The sequence below is a fragment of the Corynebacterium sp. ES2730-CONJ genome, from assembly GCF_024834055.1.
GTDB lineage: Bacteria > Actinomycetota > Actinomycetes > Mycobacteriales > Mycobacteriaceae > Corynebacterium.
The window spans coordinates 42459-60134 of sequence record NZ_JANUXZ010000008.1; the positions used below are offsets into that span (position 1 = coordinate 42459).

General features: G+C 52.7%; 16 protein-coding genes. 14 read left to right on the forward strand and 2 right to left on the reverse strand.

Features of this window, described 5'->3' with window-relative positions; all coding sequences use genetic code 11:
- Positions 1-31: 31 nt before the first annotated feature.
- Together NXS13_RS09120 and NXS13_RS09125 are read right to left on the reverse strand one after the other, a co-directional pair.
- A complete protein-coding gene (locus NXS13_RS09120) occupies positions 32-901 on the reverse strand; it encodes a DoxX family membrane protein (RefSeq protein ID WP_259080309.1) in 870 nt (289 codons plus the stop codon).
- Between the two features lie 87 nt (positions 902-988).
- Positions 989-1579 carry an MBL fold metallo-hydrolase gene (locus NXS13_RS09125; protein WP_259080310.1) on the reverse strand — a complete coding sequence of 197 codons (591 nt, stop codon included), beginning with the start codon at positions 1577-1579 and terminating at the stop codon, positions 989-991.
- A gap of 88 nt (positions 1580-1667) precedes the next feature.
- Between NXS13_RS09125 and uvrA the strand changes: the two genes are divergently transcribed.
- The 14 genes from uvrA (at position 1668) to tyrS (ending at position 17503) form a co-directional block, all read left to right on the forward strand.
- Positions 1668-4523 (forward strand): excinuclease ABC subunit UvrA, encoded by a 2856-nt coding sequence (uvrA, locus tag NXS13_RS09130; protein WP_259289658.1) that lies wholly within the window; start codon positions 1668-1670, stop codon positions 4521-4523.
- 285 nt (positions 4524-4808) lie between these two features.
- Positions 4809-5369: a translation initiation factor IF-3 gene (infC, locus tag NXS13_RS09135; protein WP_259080337.1), complete on the forward strand. Its 561-nt coding sequence runs from the start codon at positions 4809-4811 to the stop codon at positions 5367-5369.
- A 30-nt stretch (positions 5370-5399) separates the two neighbouring features.
- Positions 5400-5594 carry a 50S ribosomal protein L35 gene (gene rpmI, locus NXS13_RS09140; RefSeq protein WP_259080312.1) on the forward strand — a complete coding sequence of 65 codons (195 nt, stop codon included), beginning with the start codon at positions 5400-5402 and terminating at the stop codon, positions 5592-5594.
- A gap of 68 nt (positions 5595-5662) precedes the next feature.
- Positions 5663-6046, forward strand: coding sequence for a 50S ribosomal protein L20 (rplT, locus tag NXS13_RS09145; RefSeq protein WP_259080313.1), 384 nt, complete (start codon positions 5663-5665; stop codon positions 6044-6046).
- A gap of 82 nt (positions 6047-6128) precedes the next feature.
- Positions 6129-6569 (forward strand): TM2 domain-containing protein, encoded by a 441-nt coding sequence (locus NXS13_RS09150; RefSeq protein WP_259080314.1) that lies wholly within the window; start codon positions 6129-6131, stop codon positions 6567-6569.
- A gap of 598 nt (positions 6570-7167) precedes the next feature.
- Positions 7168-7983, forward strand: a complete 816-nt coding sequence (locus NXS13_RS09155) for an RNA methyltransferase (RefSeq protein WP_259080316.1) — start codon at positions 7168-7170, stop codon at positions 7981-7983.
- A gap of 99 nt (positions 7984-8082) precedes the next feature.
- Positions 8083-9114, forward strand: a complete 1032-nt coding sequence (gene pheS, locus NXS13_RS09160; protein WP_259080317.1) for a phenylalanine--tRNA ligase subunit alpha — start codon at positions 8083-8085, stop codon at positions 9112-9114.
- A gap of 49 nt (positions 9115-9163) precedes the next feature.
- On the forward strand, positions 9164-11662 hold the full coding sequence (pheT, locus tag NXS13_RS09165) for a phenylalanine--tRNA ligase subunit beta (RefSeq protein ID WP_259289659.1): 2499 nt from the start codon (positions 9164-9166) through the stop codon (positions 11660-11662).
- 116 nt (positions 11663-11778) lie between these two features.
- Complete coding sequence (gene argF / locus NXS13_RS09170; protein ID WP_259080319.1) at positions 11779-12753, forward strand: ornithine carbamoyltransferase; 975 nt, start codon at positions 11779-11781, stop codon at positions 12751-12753.
- Positions 12754-12775: 22 nt separating this feature from the next.
- Positions 12776-13294 carry an arginine repressor gene (locus NXS13_RS09175; RefSeq protein WP_259080320.1) on the forward strand — a complete coding sequence of 173 codons (519 nt, stop codon included), beginning with the start codon at positions 12776-12778 and terminating at the stop codon, positions 13292-13294.
- Between the two features lie 9 nt (positions 13295-13303).
- On the forward strand, positions 13304-14500 hold the full coding sequence (locus tag NXS13_RS09180; RefSeq protein WP_259080321.1) for an argininosuccinate synthase: 1197 nt from the start codon (positions 13304-13306) through the stop codon (positions 14498-14500).
- Positions 14501-14581: 81 nt separating this feature from the next.
- The gene (gene argH, locus NXS13_RS09185; RefSeq protein WP_259080322.1) at positions 14582-16033 is read left to right on the forward strand and encodes an argininosuccinate lyase; all 1452 of its coding nucleotides are present in this window, start codon (positions 14582-14584) and stop codon (positions 16031-16033) included.
- Between the two features lie 20 nt (positions 16034-16053).
- On the forward strand, positions 16054-16230 hold the full coding sequence (locus NXS13_RS09190; protein WP_259080324.1) for a Trm112 family protein: 177 nt from the start codon (positions 16054-16056) through the stop codon (positions 16228-16230).
- A 13-nt stretch (positions 16231-16243) separates the two neighbouring features.
- On the forward strand, positions 16244-17503 hold the full coding sequence (tyrS, locus tag NXS13_RS09195; RefSeq protein WP_259080325.1) for a tyrosine--tRNA ligase: 1260 nt from the start codon (positions 16244-16246) through the stop codon (positions 17501-17503).
- Positions 17504-17676 lie beyond the last annotated feature (173 nt).

Sequence of the window (17676 nt, forward strand, 5' to 3'; positions counted from 1 at the left end):
GGCGGCCCTCACAATGCTGTTTAAGTGATGATTAGTTCAGCTTCTTGCCCACCTTCTTTTGAGCCCGAGCAATGGCCTTCTCGGCGTTTTTCTGCAGCTTAGTAGCCTTCTTTGAGGCCTTCTTGGCACGTCGGCCAGTTGCCTCTTGAGCGTGATCATAAGCCTCCTGGGCGCGCTCTTGAGCCTGGGCCGCAGCCTTCACTACCTTTTTGCGCGCTACCTTCGAGTTAGCTTGCGCTTCATTGAGGAATGAACGGGCGGCCTGGCTCCAATCGTCGCGGTTATCCTCGACGTATTCCGTAGCCTTATGAGCGGTATCGCCAATCCACGAGGAAGCCTGGCTGAGGAACTTCTCAGACTCGTGGCGGGCTTCGTCAAACCAATCACTTGCGGAATCTGCGAACTTTTGAGTTTCACTTTGGGTAGGCAGCGCCTGCTGAACGCGCTTATTCGCTACCCGTGCAGCTTTCTTGGCGCGCCAGCTAAGACCTGGTTTTCCGGCGGTATCAGCGCTCGTGATGAAGAGCCCCCCAAGCAGAGCCATGGAGGTGAGGAAGCCCTGGCGGCGCTGTGTCTTCTCAGCTGGATCTTGGGTTTCCCAGAAAGCGTGGCGAGCTAAAACCGTCGGCACGCTCACGAGTGCGAGAATACCAGCCGACAACCGTGGGAACTTACCCAAAAATAGTGTAGTACCAGCGGCAATCTTCGTTCCACCAACAATCTTGGTTAGCTGAGCTGGGTCTTGAGGCAGCTGTTTATAATACTGGCGAGGGAGGACCATACGAAGGTTACGCATAATCATCGCGGTCCCTTGGGCATGTTCGTCAACGTGTTGGACCATGTCGACGCCGTCGGAAATATAGAATGAAGCCACCATAGGGCGGGCGAGTTTGCGGAGCATGTAAAACCTTTCACTGAAATCTGTCTATTTTTGGAGCTTTAGCAAGCACCTTTAAATGATGGTAGTCGAATTTGGCGCGCGAGGTAGCTACCAACCTCTTTTTTCCCATTCCCCTAGTGCTGGTCGTTCCGCACCTATAGTCGTAGGTTTCCCATGTCCTGGCCACACGATGGCATCATCGGAAAACCTATCAAAGAGTCGGGCGCTCACGTCGGAAAAGAGTTGCTTGAATTCGGCTGGTGAATCAGTTTTACCCAAGCCGCCAGGGAAAAGAGAATCTCCAACGAATAGGTGTGTGGTGCCGTCGTTGTGGAGGGCTAAGCACGCTCCGCCCCGAGTATGTCCGCGCAAAATAATCACCTGAAGATATTGGCCATAAAATTCGAGGGTATCTCCGTGCGACAGTTTCGTATCGACTGGGGCGGGGAGATCAGGGGCATCGAGCGCTGAAGCATAGTGGTGTGCCCCAGTAGCACTAAGCACTTGAACCAAGGCGCCCACATGATCTGCGTGACTGTGGGTGGTGAGCACAGCGTCGATCGATCGCTCGTTCCTACTGGCCCATTGCAGAATAGTTTCGGCTTGTGCAGGAGCATCGATCAGGAGAGTGCGGTCGCCCCAACTGAGAGCATAACTTTTATTATCCATGGTGCCCAAGGTCAAAATATCTAAGTCCATGGATCCCACAGTAGCGAAAGGGTTTATTCGTTGCTATGTTCGATAGGGCGCATAATGCCTAAGAATGAATCGAAGGGAAAATCATCCAGTGGCTGATCAGCTAGTTGTTAAAGGCGCTCGCGAGCACAATCTCAAAGGCGTAGATATTAGTATCCCTCGCGATTCAATGGTGGTCTTCACCGGCTTATCTGGTTCAGGAAAATCCTCTCTGGCCTTTGATACGATCTTCGCCGAGGGGCAGCGTCGCTATGTTGAAAGCTTGAGTGCTTATGCGCGCCAATTCCTTGGTCAGATGGACAAGCCAGATGTCGATTTCATTGAGGGCCTATCGCCTGCAGTATCGATTGATCAAAAATCAACCAACCGTAATCCTCGCTCGACTGTGGGAACGATTACGGAAGTGTACGATTACCTGAGACTTTTGTATTCGCGTGCGGGTATCGCACACTGCCCGGTGTGCGATGCAACGATTGAGCGGCAGACTCCGCAACAAATTGTCGATCAAGTTCTGGATATGGAGGAGGGCCTGAAATTTCAGGTGCTCGCACCAGTCGTTCGTGCTCGCAAGGGCGAGTTTGTTGATCTCTTCTTAGAACTCGCGCAGCAGGGTTTTGCTCGCGTACGTGTCGACGGGGAGGTCCATCCGCTCTCCAATCCGCCAGAGCTAAAGAAGCAAGTAAAACACACCATAGAGGTAGTGGTCGATCGCTTGCAGGTGAAGCCCGCTCAAAAGCAACGGCTCACCGATTCAATAGAGCAGGCCCTCAAACTAGCTGATGGGATTGTGGAACTCGATTTCCTCACCCTCCCTGACGATCATCCGCAGCGCAGTCGCCGTTTTAGCGAAAAATTGGCGTGCCCTAATAACCACGATATCGGGGTGGACGAATTAGAACCCCGCGCCTTTTCCTTCAACTCTCCCTTCGGCGCTTGTCCGACATGCGACGGTTTGGGAACTCGCCTGGAAGTTGATATCGACCTCGTTATACCGGATAAATCTGCGCCCCTCATTCGGGCTATCCACCCCTTCAGCACCTCAGGTTCCGCTGACGGCTATTACCAAAAGCTGATCAAGGGGTTATGCAATACTGTGGGCATTGACCCTGCCACGCCATACGAGGAATTGACGAAGAAACAGCAGGATATTGTCCTCAATGGAGCCCCCGATAAAGTCACAGTGCGGTATAAAAATCGCTTCGGTCGTACCCGCACATGGACCTCTTCTTTCGAGGGGGTTCTCCCGAATCTACAGCGACGCTTAGAGGGGACCGATTCCGATGCCCAAAAAGATCGCCTGCTGGCCTATATGCGGGAGATACCATGTCCTGCCTGCGAGGGAACCAGATTGAAGCCCGAAATCCTGGCGGTTAGGTTGGGATCTGCCGAGTTCGGGGAGTTATCAATTGCCGGTGTCACGGCGCTGAGTATTCAGGAGGCCAGTGAATTTCTGAACTCCTTAGAGCTAAATAAACGCCAGGCGATGATCGCCGGGGCCGTACTAAAGGAAATTCAAGCTCGTCTTAAATTCCTTGTTGATGTGGGGTTAACGTACTTAACCCTCAACCGTGCTGCAGGCACGTTGTCAGGTGGAGAAGCTCAGCGCATCCGACTTGCTACTCAAATCGGATCAGGTTTAGCAGGTGTGCTCCATGTGCTCGACGAGCCTTCAATCGGTCTGCACCAGCGGGACAATCAGCGGCTCATTGGTACTCTCGAAAGACTGCGCGATATTGGTAATACCCTCATCGTTGTGGAGCACGATGAAGACACCATTAAGGCAGCGGACTGGCTGGTAGATATTGGGCCGCTAGCGGGAGAGTATGGGGGAGAGATTGTTTATCAAGGCCCACCCCAAGGTATTAAAGATTGTTCCGAATCCTTGACTGGAGCTTATCTGTCGGGTGCGAAAACATTGGGGGTGCCTGCCCAGCGGCGTGAGGTCGATAAAGAGCGCGCGCTTACAATTGTGGGTGCGCGCGAGAATAATCTCCGCGATATCACCATCACGCTTCCGCTAGGAGTGCTGGCCTGTGTCACGGGTGTTTCCGGATCGGGTAAATCAACCGTGATTAACCAAATCCTAGCCAAAACACTCGCCAACGAGCTCAACCGAGCACGACAGGTACCAGGTCGAGTAACCCGTGTCGAAGGCATGGAGCATCTCGATAAACTAGTCCAAGTGGACCAAAGCCCCATTGGTCGCACCCCGCGATCAAATCCAGCAACGTATACAGGTGTTTTCGATAAAGTTCGTACGCTCTTCGCCGAGACAACAGAGGCAAAGGTGCGAGGATATAAGCCAGGACGCTTCTCCTTCAACGTTAAAGGTGGGCGATGCGAGGCTTGCCGAGGCGATGGCACTCTCAAGATCGAAATGAATTTCCTGCCAGACGTCTATGTACCATGCGAAGTCTGCCACGGTGCTCGATATAATCGCGAAACTCTTGAAGTGCGATACAAGGGTAAAAATATCGCAGAGGTTCTCGATATGCCCATATCCGAGGCAGCTGAGTTCTTCCGACCTATTACCTCGATCCATCGCTACCTTCACACTCTTACTGAGGTAGGTCTTGGCTATGTTCGACTAGGGCAGTCTGCTACCACTCTTTCTGGAGGCGAAGCTCAACGCGTGAAGCTCGCCGCGGAATTGCAAAAACGCTCGAACGGACGCACCATTTATATTCTGGATGAACCGACCACCGGCTTGCACTTTGAGGATATACGTAAGCTTATGCTGGTGATTCAAGGTTTGGTTGACAAAGGCAATTCGGTAGTCATCATCGAACATAACCTCGATGTGATCAAAGCCGCTGACTGGATTGTGGACATGGGGCCTGAAGGAGGTTCTGGGGGAGGGCTGGTGGTGGCCGAGGGGACTCCCGAGGATGTTGCTCGAGTAAGTGGCTCGTACACTGGCCAGTTCCTAGCGAATATCTTGACCTAACTGGGTTCGAACTTGCTTGCTTGATTCGTGCTGTGCTACCTTTGGGAAGCTACCACCTGGACTGAATGTTTTTTACTGAAGAATATGCAGTTGGGGTCGCAAGAGGAGATCTTCCCACCTGAGGCTGCTTGCTTAAAAAGTAAGTTGGCACAAGGTATAAGAGTACGTCAGTAATATCACTGAAAGAGTTACTGCTGTATGAGTGCAAGGGTCTCCCGTTTGTGTGGATAACGCAAACGGGTTTTCGTTGTGTGTTGGGATAGAAGCCAATGCGATAACCGGTAGATCACATATTGTTTATTTTGCTACTTTGAGGAGACCCCCATCAGCGCTGAAGCTCGCATTAATGATCGAATTCGAGTCCCTGAGGTTCGTTTAGTCGGACCAAACGGGGAGCAGGTTGGAATCGTACGAATCGATGATGCCCGCAAGCTCGCATACGACGCTGACCTGGATTTAGTCGAGGTCGCGCCAAACGCGAAGCCGCCCGTGTGCAAAATCATGGATTACGGCAAGTTCAAATACGAACAAGCTCAAAAGGCCCGCGAATCGCGGAAAAATCAGCAGCAGACAGTTGTCAAAGAGCAAAAATTCCGGCCGAAAATCGACGACCACGATTATGAGACCAAGAAAAGCAACGTGATCCGCTTCCTCCAGAAGGGTTCCAAAGTTAAGGTCACCATCATGTTCCGCGGTCGCGAACAATCGCGACCTGAACTGGGTTATCGACTTCTGGAGCGCCTAGCCGAGGATATCGCAGAATACGGCGCAGTCGAGGCAAGACCCAAACAAGACGGTCGCAATATGACCATGGTTCTTGGCCCATTGCGCAAGGGTAAAAAGTAAACACTACAAGTTATAAGGACGTTGAATCCCATGAAGCAGAAGACCCACAAGGGTACCGCTAAGCGAATCAAAACGACCGGTTCCGGTAAGTTGCGCCGCGAGCAGGCTAACCGCCGCCACCTGTTGGAGGGCAAGCCTTCCAAGCGTACGCGCCGTCTGAAGGGTACGAAGGATGTTGCCCCTGCCGACGTCAAGCGCGTGAAGCGTCTGTTGGGCAAGGCTTAAAACCCCCGCTTTCTTCATCCTCGTCAACCTATACAGTAAGAACTTAATTAAGTAAGGAAGTTTTAAAAGTGGCACGTGTCAAGCGCTCACTCAACGCCAAGAAGAAGCGTCGCGAGATTTTAAAGTCCGCTAAGGGCTACCGTGGCCAGCGTTCTCGCCTGTACCGCAAGGCAAAGGAACAATGGCTGCACTCAATGACTTACGCCTACCGCGATCGTCGCGCCCGTAAGTCCGAGTTCCGTAAACTGTGGATTACTCGCATCAATGCCGCCGCACGGATGAATGACATCACCTATAACCGTCTCATCCAAGGTCTTAAGATCGCAGGCATCGAGGTAGACCGTAAGATTCTCGCTGAGCTCGCGGTTAACGACTTTGCCGCCTTCTCTGCAATCTGCGAGGCTGCCAAGGCCGCGCTGCCAGCGGACGTTAACGCCCCAAAGGCTGCCTAAAATTCTAAAGCAAAGAACCCTGCGCAAGCAGGGTTCTTTGCTTATATACAACTAACTGAGCGAAAGACCTAGAAAAAAACTTATGACTAATCCACATTCGGACCCTCAATGGCACGGCCCTTTTGATCCTGAAGCCCCCCGATCCTTCCAGCAGGAGGACTTTCCGTATCCCGCACCGGCATCTTCGAGTGGGCAGCAATTTCCCGACTATCGGCAAGCACCAGTAGGGCCGACCTATGCCAGCCCTTCTCCTATGAGCCTGCCTGCAAAATCATGGGCGATAGCTGCGATACTTGCCTTCTTCCTCGGCGGCTTCGGCGCCCATAATTTTTACTTGGGCTATAATACGCGGGCTGCCTGGCAATTAGGTCTTTATATAGCTGGAATAGTCACCTCGTTCATACTAATCGGCATTCCAATCGTTTTTGGCGTGGCCGTATGGGCCTTTGTGGAGTTCATACTCATCCTCGTGGGTGCGTCCACCTTCTCCCATGATGCCGACGGAATTTCTTTGGCTAAATAGCCCCTCCTACGCAGAACTTAGAGTTCCAAACCCCCTGAAAAATTCAGGGGGTTTGGAACTAATAAAACCTTGGAGACGGTTTTATGAATCTGCTATGACCCATTGCCTCATATGCACTGTGAGTTAATGTAAAAGGCTGCAGCGCATGCTGGTTCGATGATGGTGGTTGAGTTCGTTCATCACATCAATTTAATGAGAGGCTGTCAGATATACATGGCTAAGAATCCTCCGCTCAACTATCACACTATATTTGACGCGTACGTGACCTCAATAATGTGCTTAGGTTGCTGAGCCAGATGCACCGTTTAATCCGTACTTGAATAAGGAATCTCCGGGTGGTTGAGCGTAGTAGGATTTATTCGGAAAAGAGGCGGAGCCTCCCAGATCAAGATTTCCCTGCGCATTTGAGGATAGTAGGGCGCCGCTTTCCACGGCGACCTGCAACCACGAATTCGAATCCCTGAGAGGTCCGAAAAGATGCGTTTACCTCATTGCATGGCGTCCCGCCTTCGTTTTGTTTCGATCCTGCGTGGGAACCACGCCAGCGGAGCGATTGTACTGTCTGGTCAACAGTTACTCGCGTGATAATATTCGAACAATGAGTCTGAACTTCGAGGATCCCTATACTGAGCGCACGCCGCGGGTTGTCAACGCTGCAAAATTGCATCGAAGCGCCGCCCGCAAAAAAACTGGCTTGTTTCTGGTTGAAGGGGAAAATTCCGTTGAGGCGGCCGTAGCAACAGGAGCCGCTCGGGACCTATTTATTACCGAGGAAGCGGCAGCACGCTATGCAGATATCGTTCAAACTGCGCAGCATCTCGGACTTTATCTACATCCGATCACGGCGCGTGCGGCAAAATCGCTGTCGGATACGGTCACGAGCCCAGGAATTTACGCCGTGTGTGAACCCGTCTTATGGTCTACAGCCCAGGCCCTTCGCGGGAAACCCCGTCTAGTTAGCGTACCGGTTGAAACAAGTGACCCGGGCAATGCAGGAACCTTGATCCGAATTGCTGATGCAGTTGGCGCAGATGCCGTTATTTTTCTCGGTCATAGTGTGGACCCGCAGTCTTCAAAAGCAGTGCGGTCTTCAGCGGGCTCACTCTTTCACCTTCCCGTCGCTCGCGAAGTAAATATAGCGAGCGGTATAGCTCGACTAAAAGCGAGTGGTCTTAATATTGTGGCGACTGCAGCCGATGGTGAGATCGACCTCGATAATGCCGGTGAGATCCTTTCGCAGCCAACAGCCTGGCTGTTTGGAAATGAAGCACATGGTTTGAGTGAGGAAATTCTAGCTCTAGCAGATTCGAGGGTGCGTATTCCTATTAGGGGGCGGGCTGAGTCTCTAAATCTCGCTACCGCGGCGGCCATCTGCTTATATGAATCTTCGAAGGCTCTTTATAGTCAGAATTAGTCGACGAGGTCTTCTTGGGCTCTGCTGATACCGTCGGCTACGCTAATTGAGTAACAAGCGCGCTATCTGGCGCGAAAAATCCAAAGGAGACTAAAAGACGTGTCTGAGCTCAGTCAAGCAAGCTTACAAGCGGCCGCCGAACAAGCGGAAAAGGCCTTCAAAGCGGCCCGAAACCTCGATGAATTGGCTACTGCGCGGCGAGATCATCTCGGTGATGATGCGCCTATACCGCAGGCTCGGCGGGCTCTGGGAACATTGCCTAAGGAGAACCGTAAAGAGGCAGGTCGTTTGGTTAATATGGCTCGTGGACGTATCGAAAAGTACTTCGCTGAGCGAAAGTTGGTGCTCGAAGAGGAGCGAAATGCCGCAGTCCTGCGCGCAGAGCGGGTCGATGTCACAGTTCCCACGACTCGAACCAAGCCTGGTGCCCTGCACCCCATCACAGCGCTCAGCGAGCGCATCGCAGATATCTTTGTGGCGATGGGCTACGAAGTCGCAGAGGGCCCCGAGATTGAGGCAGAGTATTTCAACTTCGACTCGCTCAACTTTATCCCCGACCATCCAGCCCGTACGTTACAAGACACCTTCCATGTCTCAGTAGCTGATTCCTCACAAGTCTTGCGTACCCACACATCCCCTGTTCAAATGCGTACCATGCTCTCGCGTGACCTCCCAATTCACGTGGTATGTCCGGGCCGGGTATTTAGGACCGACGAGCTCGATGCTACCCACACACCGGTATTTCATCAGGTTGAAGGCCTAGCAGTAGATAAAGGGCTGACCATGGCTCACCTGCGTGGTACTTTAGATCACCTAGCACGGACCCTTTTCGGGCCCGAGACCCGAACTCGAATGCGCGTGAACTATTTCCCGTTTACGGAGCCATCTGCAGAGGTTGATGTATGGTTCCCTCACAAAAAGGGTGGCGCCGGATGGATTGAATGGGGTGGCTGCGGCATGGTTAACCCTAATGTGCTGCGCGCTGCTGGTATCGATCCGGATATCTATAGCGGCTTTGCCTTTGGAATGGGACTCGAGCGTACGCTGCAGTTCAGCAACGGGCTCAATGATATGCGCGATATGGTCGAAGGCGATGTCCGATTCACGCGACCATTCGGCATTCAAGCCTAAATTTAGCTGTGGACTCCTAATATTTTACTTTTGAGAGAAGAATGACATTATGCTGATTTCGCAAAACTGGTTGAGCGCGCTGTTGAAACGGTCCAATCCGCAATGGCCAGGGGTAAGCGCCGAAGAACTCGATGCCGCTTTCGTCCGGGTTGGATTCGAGACCGAAGGGTATCGAGAGTTACCGAAGATCTCAGGCCCCCTCGTTATTGGCCGTGTGGCGGATATTGAGGAACTGGAAGGATTCAAAAAGCCCATTCGACACTGCCATGTCGACGTAGGACAATCGAACGGGACAGGCGACTTGCAATCGATCGTCTGCGGAGCTCGCAACTTTTCCGTTGGCTCTACAGTAGTTGTATCGCTGCCCGGTGCAGTGTTACCCGGAAACTTCGCAATCGCGACTCGAGAAACCTATGGTCGCATATCCGCCGGGATGATTTGTTCAGCTGCCGAATTGGGTTTGACCGAAAAATCTGAAGGCATCATTGTGCTCAGCGATTATGAGGGTGAACTCGGTGCAGACGCTCGCTCCGTTTTAGGGCTCGATGACACAGTCTTCGACGTTAATATCACCCCAGATCGCGGCTATGCTCTCTCGGTACGCGGCCTCGTTCGTGAACTGGCGGCAGCTTTTGGATTGCACTACGACGACCCCGCCTTGGAAGAAATCTCTGGAGTCCCTACCGCCTCAGAATCATTAATACAGATCCATATTGCAGAGGACACGCGGGCGCAGCGATTCGGTATACGCCACGTCAGTGGTTGTGATCCCGAGGCAATCACCCCACTGTGGATGCAGCGTGAGCTCCTGCTCTCCGGCCAGCGTCTTATCAATTTGCCAACCGATATCACCAACTATGTGATGCTGTATCTAGGACAACCCATGCACGCTTTCGACGCGCATAAAATCGAGGGGGATCTTCGCATCAGGCGTGCTGCAGCGGGGGAGAAGCTGGAGCTCATTGACCACCAGGTTAAAGCACTCGACCTCGAAGATGTCGTCATTGCCGACGATTCTCACGTGCTCTCTCTTGCTGGAGTAATGGGAGGATCGCATTCGGAAATCAGCGAATCGACCACTGATATATACCTCGAGGCCGCCCACTGGGACCCCATTTCGATCGCTAGAACCTCCCGTCGCCATAAAATATCGAGCGAATCCTCGAGGCGTTTCGAGCGTGGAGTAGATCCAGCATTAGTTGAGGTTGCCTTAGATCTGGCCGCTGATCTCCTGGCTCGCTATGGCGGTGGCTCCATCGAGCCTAATTCGACAATCGTGGGGGAAATTCCGGACATGCCAGAGATCCTCATGCGTGCCTCCCGCCCTAGTGAGCTGGTGGGCGTCGACTACGGTCTCGACACCGTAGTCGCCCGGTTAAAAGAGGTCGGATGCCAGGTCACAGTGGATCCCGCAGCTGAGAACCTCACGGTGAAGCCAGCGACGTGGCGTCCGGATCTAGAGGAGCCGTGTGACTTGGTGGAAGAAATTCTACGCCTCGAGGGCTTAGAGGCAATCCCATCAATCGTTCCACAGGCTCCCGTGGGTCATGGTCTCAGTCCAGCACAGAAACGACGCCGTGCGGTTGGTCATGCGCTAGCATATAACGGCTACGTGGAGATTTTACCCACCCCCTTTATCAAAAACGATACATTCGACACGTGGGGTCTGAGTGCTGATGATCCCCGTCGCGCGGTAGTGAGCGTGCAAAATCCACTCGATGCCGACTACGCCATCATCGGAACAACTCTCCTTCCCTCTATGCTGGAGGCTTTGAGTCGTAATATAGCTCGCGGTACGAACGATATAGCGCTATTTGGGCAGCAGCAGGTGGCTTTCGCTCACGGTGGAGGACGTTCACCAATGCTTGATGTGCGCACGCGTCCGAGTGCTCGTGATATCGAGGCTGTGATGAACTCCCTGCCGTATCAGCCCGTTCATATTGCTGCAGTTGGCTCGGGCTTGATTGCTGTAGATGGGCCGCTTTCCCAAGCACGGACCTATAGCTATGCTGATGCGATCGAAGCTGCTCGGATCGTAGCTCGGGCTGCTGGAGTGACTCTGACAGTGCGCAATGCCGACGAGCTTCCTTGGCATCCCGGTCGATGCGCTGCGTTGCTGGTAGACGATACCGTGGTGGGGTATGCCGGAGAACTCCACCCGCAAATAGTGGAGAAATTAGGATTGCCACATCGAACGTGCGCCATGGAAATGGATATGACAGCCCTACCTATTCGGGAAACTCTACCTGCACCAGTCCTTTCCGCTTATCCCACGCTCAAACAGGACCTGGCGCTGGTAGTCGACGAAGATGTGCCGAGTGAGCACGTGCGAGCAGCCATCGTTGAGGCCGCCGGCCCGCTTCTAGAAAGTGCAGAACTATTCGATATCTACCGTGCTGAGACCCTAGGGGATCATAAGAAGTCACTCACCTTTGCCCTGACTTTCCGGGCTCAAGATCGTACTCTGACCGATGACGAATGCTCTGAAGGACGTTTAGCTGCTGTTAAGCGTGCTGGTGACCTCTTCGGTGCGACGATGCGCTCATAAAGTTCGGCCGAATAACGTGGGGCGAGCGATATCGCTCGCCCCACAAAAGCCGCCATAAAATTAATATGACTGCATTTATGTTATCGTGAGGTAACTGGAAAGAGAGGCAGTCCGTTATGTCCATATTCGAGCAATCGCCGATAATCAATGGAGTGCGCCATTTTCTTGCCGATGACCACGTCACACACCAAGAACAGGCCGATATTCTCAAGCTAGCGCTCGAGATGAAAAAACACCCGTGGGATCTCAAGCCGCTCAGTGGACCGCAAAGCGTGGCAGTTCTCCTCGATAAGACATCCACACGAACCCGGTTTTCTTTCGACGTCGGAATTAGCCAGCTTGGCGGCCGCGCGATCGTGGTAGATACCTCGGTCACTCAAATAGGTAAGGGAGAAAGCTACGCTGATACAGCCGCGACGCTCTCACGCATGGTGTCCGCAATCGTGTGGCGGACTTCAGCGCACAAAAACCTGTGGGATATGGCGAGCCGCTCTACGGTTCCTGTCATAAATGGTCTCTGCGATGATTTCCACCCGTGTCAGATTATTGCTGATTTGCTGACTATCATGGAAAAGCTTTGTCCCGATCCAAGGTCATTGGGGCAGCTGCGAGCTTGTTATATCGGGGATGGCGCCAATAATATGGCTCACTCGTATATGCTTGGCTTCGCCACAGCAGGATTGAACCTAACGGTTATATCTCCTGAAAACCATCAACCTTCGAAAATTTATGTTGACAGAGCTCGCACACGGGCCGAGATGACTGGTGCTGATATTAGCATTACCAGTGACCTCGAATCTGCTGTGGGCGCCGATATTGTCATCACTGATACATGGGTATCTATGGGCATGGAAGAGCAGGCGGAGCAGCGACGTGTGGACTTCATGCCTTATCAGGTAACCCCACAAATTATGCAGAAGGCTAATAAAAATGCTATCTTTATGCATTGTTTGCCTGCCTACCGAGGGTACGAGGTAGCCGCTGACGTAATCGACGGACCGCAGTCCGTCGTCTTCGATCAGGCCGAGAACCGTCTCCACGCGCAAAAAGCTTTATTGACGTGGTTACTGGCAGCAAATTCCGACACTTAATACTTCTGGAATTGGAAAACCAATGGCACATTCGCAGATCACCCGTACGGTCCGCCAAGCGCTGATCGTGGAATTGCTCGAGCAAAACCTCGTGTCCAGCCAGAATCAACTGTCCTCCTTGCTCAAACAGCGCAATGTTCATATCACTCAAGGAACGCTGTCACGGGATCTAGACGAGCTGGGGGCGAAGAAGGTTCGACCCGATAATGGCCGCGCATTTTATGCAATCGGAGCTCTCGAGGAAGAATCCACTGTCGCTGCCGGCGCTGGAACCCGAGAGAAGCTTCGCAAGATGCTGGATAACTTGCTGGTATCAGCAGATCATTCGGGTCAGATCGCGGTATTGAGAACACCACCAGGAGCGGCCGCTTTTCTCGCAAGTTTCATCGATAGAGTCAGTATGGACGAGGTCGTGGGTACCATCGCCGGTGATGACACCGTGTTTGTGCTAGCTCGCGATCCTATGAGTGGCAAGGAGCTCGCCGAGATTTTAATACGTCAAGAGAAGACACGTCTTCCTGGAACATCACCTAAAAACTAAGGAGAAAACATGAACAATCGCGTTGTACTTGCATATTCTGGCGGACTCGATACCTCGGTCGCTATCCCATATCTGGCCAAAATGACCGGTGGCGAGGTCGTGGCAGTTTCGATCGATCTGGGCCAAGGTGGTGAAGATATGGAATCAGTACGGCAGCGCGCTCTCGACTGCGGTGCGGTTGAGTCGGTCATAATCGACGCTCGAGACGAATTTGCTGAACACTATTGCCTTCCCACCATCAAAGCTAACGGTGCTTATATGAAGCAGTACCCATTGGTGTCGGCTATTTCGCGCCCCCTCATTGTTCAGCACTTGGTGAAAGCCGCGCACCAGCATGGTGGTACGCACGTTGCGCACGGTTGTACTGGAAAAGGCAACGACCAGGTGCGTTTCGAGGTTGGGTTTAGGGCTTTAGCTCCAGAACTCGATATTATTGCGCCAGCCCGCGATTATGCATGGACGAGGGATAAAGCAATCCAGTTCGCGGAGGAGATCGGTCTACCAATCGAGCAGTCCAAGAAATCTCCATTTTCCATTGACCAAAACGTGTGGGGCCGCGCGGTGGAGACCGGCTTCCTTGAGGATCTCTGGAATCCACCGACCAAGGACCTTTACGCCTATACCGAGGACCCAGCTCTCGGAAATGCTCCTGATGAGGTGACCATTTCCTTTGAGCATGGAACGCCGGTGGCCGTGGACGGACGTCAACTCAGCGTATTGCAGATCATCGAGGAACTTAATCGCCGGGCAGGAGCTCAAGGAATTGGTCGGCTCGATATGGTCGAGGACCGTCTGGTGGGTATCAAATCTCGTGAAGTCTATGAGGCTCCAGGGGCCGTTGCGTTGATCACTGCGCATGAGGCTCTCGAAGACGTGACCATTGAGCGTGAATTAGCCCGTTATAAGAGGCTGATCGACGCCCGCTGGTCAGAGGAAGTCTATGATGGTCTGTGGTTCGGCCCTCTCAAGCGCTCGCTCGAGGCCTTCATAGACTCCACTCAGGAGCATGTCACTGGCGATATTCGCATGGTGCTGCATGCCGGTAAATGTACGGTCAATGGTCGTAAATCGGATCATTCGCTTTATGATTTCAACCTTGCCACGTACGATACCGGCGACACTTTCGACCAAACCTTTGCCAAGGGTTTTGTGGAGTTGCACGGGCTGTCGTCGAAAATCTCCAATAAGCGAGATCGCGAAGCCTAAATAAGAAGACGTGGGCCTGAAGGTACATGAACCTTTGGGCCCCTTTGTCTAGTGAGCACACTTTACTCTAAGGAAATAATCATGGAAGACACATCGGCTCCACATAGAACTAACCAAGGCGCACTGTGGGGTGGACGCTTCGCTGGCGGTCCATCCGAAGCAATGTTTAATCTCTCAGTATCTACCCATTTCGATTGGGTTTTAGCACCTTATGATATCTTGGCTTCTCAAGCGCACGCTAGAGTTCTGCACAAAGCTCAGCTACTCACCGACTCTGATCTGGAGACCATGTTGAGTGGACTTGAGCTATTAGGCGAGCGTGTTCAAGATGGGAGCTTCCAGCCGCTGCCAACAGATGAGGATGTGCACGGTGCCCTCGAGCGCGGCCTCATAGAGCTTGTAGGCCCAGAAGTCGGTGGGCGGCTGCGTGCGGGACGATCCCGTAACGACCAGGTAGCTACCCTCTTCAGGATGTGGGTGCGTGATGCCATTCGTGACATAGCCCTAGATATAACAAAACTGATTGCTGCACTTACTGGCCAAGCTAAGGCCCACCCCGAGGTTATTATGCCGGGTAAGACCCATTTCCAGGCAGCACAACCTATCTTATTAGCGCATGCGCTGTTAGCTCACGCCCACCCGTTACTGCGCGATATCGAACGTTTACGAGACTTAGATAAGCGTCTCGCTGTCTCACCCTACGGTTCGGGTGCCTTAGCAGGATCATCCTTAGCGCTGGATCCAGAAGCCATTGCACAAGAACTCGGCTTCGATGAGGCAGCAGATAATTCCCTCGACGCTACGAGCTCCCGCGACTTTGCAAGTGAGGCTGCATTTGTTCTCGCTCAGGTTGCGGTGGATCTCTCTCGCCTTGCAGAAGAGGTTATTGCGTGGTCAACCCCAGAGTTCTCGTATGTCACCCTAGCTGATGCGTGGTCAACAGGTTCGTCGATTATGCCGCAGAAGAAGAACCCCGATGTGGCGGAATTGGCTCGAGGTAAGACCGGACGTCTCATTGGCAACCTCACCGGACTTATGGCCACGCTAAAAGCTATGCCCTTGGCGTATAACCGCGATTTGCAAGAAGATAAAGAACCGCTCGTCGACTCTTTCGCCCAGCTTCATCTCCTCCTACCAGCAATGACCGGTTTAATCTCTACCTTGGTCTTCAATGCCGAACGGATGCGCGAACTCGCTCCGCAAGGCTACACTCTAGCTACCGATCTGGCGGAGTGGATGGTGCGTCAGGGCGTACCTTTCCGACAAGCACACGAGGCTTCAGGGCTATGCGTGCGTCGCGCGGAGTCGCGGGGCGTGGGGTTGGACCAATTAACTGATGCGGAATTTCAAGAGATTGACCCCCGCCTCACCCCTGAAGTGCGTGAGGTTCTCACCGTGGAAGGTTCAGTGGCATCACGCACGACCAAGGGCGGAACGAGCGCTGTTCGGGTCGTAGAACAATTGGCACGCGTAGAGCAGCATGCCGCGGAACTCACCGTGTGGGCTGAAACCGGCCACATTAAGACTCGCTAAATTTGCTAGAGTGAGCGTTTATGACGATAGATCCTCGGTTGTTGGAAATTTTGGTGTGCCCTCAAGATAAAGGGCCACTTGAATATGTGGAAGACGAACAAGTACTGGTCAATCCACGTTTATCTATAGCTTATCGAGTAGAGGATGGCATTCCAGTGATGCTGGCTCACGAAGCTATTGAGTGGTCCCAACCTTAAGTAAAGGATGAATATGAATATTATCGACGAGCTGCAGTGGCGGGGCTTGATCAACCAATCAACCGATCTCGAAGAACTACGTCAAGCCTGTGAAAAACCTATTACTCTTTACTGCGGCTTTGATCCCACAGGGGCTTCGTTGCACGCCGGCCATCTCGTACCTCTTGTTATGCTTAAACGCTTCCAGCAAGCTGGCCACCGCGTACTCACTCTTGCTGGGGGCGCTACTGGGATGATCGGCGACCCGCGTGAACAGGGGGAGCGCAGCATGCTTTCTGATGACGCGGTGAATGCCAACGTAGAGTCGATCAAGAACCAGATCCGCTCCTTCATTGATTATGGAGATGACCGCGCTGTCATGGTCAATAATGCGGACTGGCTGGGCTCGATGAGCCTGATTGATTACCTGCGCGACTTAGGTAAAAATTTCTCTCTCAACACGATGCTCGACCGAGAAACCGTGAAGCGTCGGTTAAGTGGCGATGGTATATCCTATACGGAATTCTCCTATATGCTGCTGCAGTCCTATGATTTCGTCTACCTCAATAGGCAATATCAGTGTGTGCTCCAAATTGGTGGGGGCGATCAGTGGGGAAATATTATTTCAGGCGTTGACCTCAACAGGCGCATGAACCAGCAAAAAGTTCACGCGCTCACAGTGCCCTTGGTTACCGACGCCAGTGGTGAGAAATTTGGTAAGTCTACCGGCGGTGGAAAGCTCTGGCTCGATCCTCAGCAGACGAGTCCTTATGCGTGGTACCAGTACTTCCTCAATGCGGGTGACTCTGTGGTCATTGATTACCTTCGGTGGTTTACATTCCTCAGCAAAGAGGAGATCGCGGATTTCGAAAAGGCTGTAGAGCAACGTCCGCATCTGCGGGAAGCACAGCGCCGTCTGGCTCAAGAGTTGACAACTCTCGTGCATGGCGCAGAAGCGATGGCCGCTGTTGAACTAGCAGCGGAAGCACTTTTTGGTAAGGCTGACTTAGCTGACCTCGATGAGTCGACTTTGCAGGGAGCACTAGCTGAAACCTGTATCGCGCATATTACAGCCGGACAACCAAGAACAATCGCAGATCTCTTGGTAGCAACAGGTCTGACACCTTCTAAGGGGGCAGCGCGGCGCACCATTAAGGAGGGCGGGGCATATGTCAATAACTCCCGCATTCTCGAGGAAGATTGGGAACCCCAACCGAGCGATCTGCTCCACGGGAAGTGGCTGGTCTTAAGAAAAGGGAAGAAGACCTTTGCAGGGGTCGTAATCGACTCCTAAATTGATATCCGCTATCGGGACAACCTGATAGCGGATTTTTATGTGTTGTGCTGGGGATTTGTGTGTTTGGTGTGGGGTGTGTAGTTTTATGTGGGTCGTTGCGGCCAGGGTTGGTCGTGGTGGTGCATGAGCTTGGTGCGATTTGACGCTGTGTGGTGTTAGGTTGTATGGTT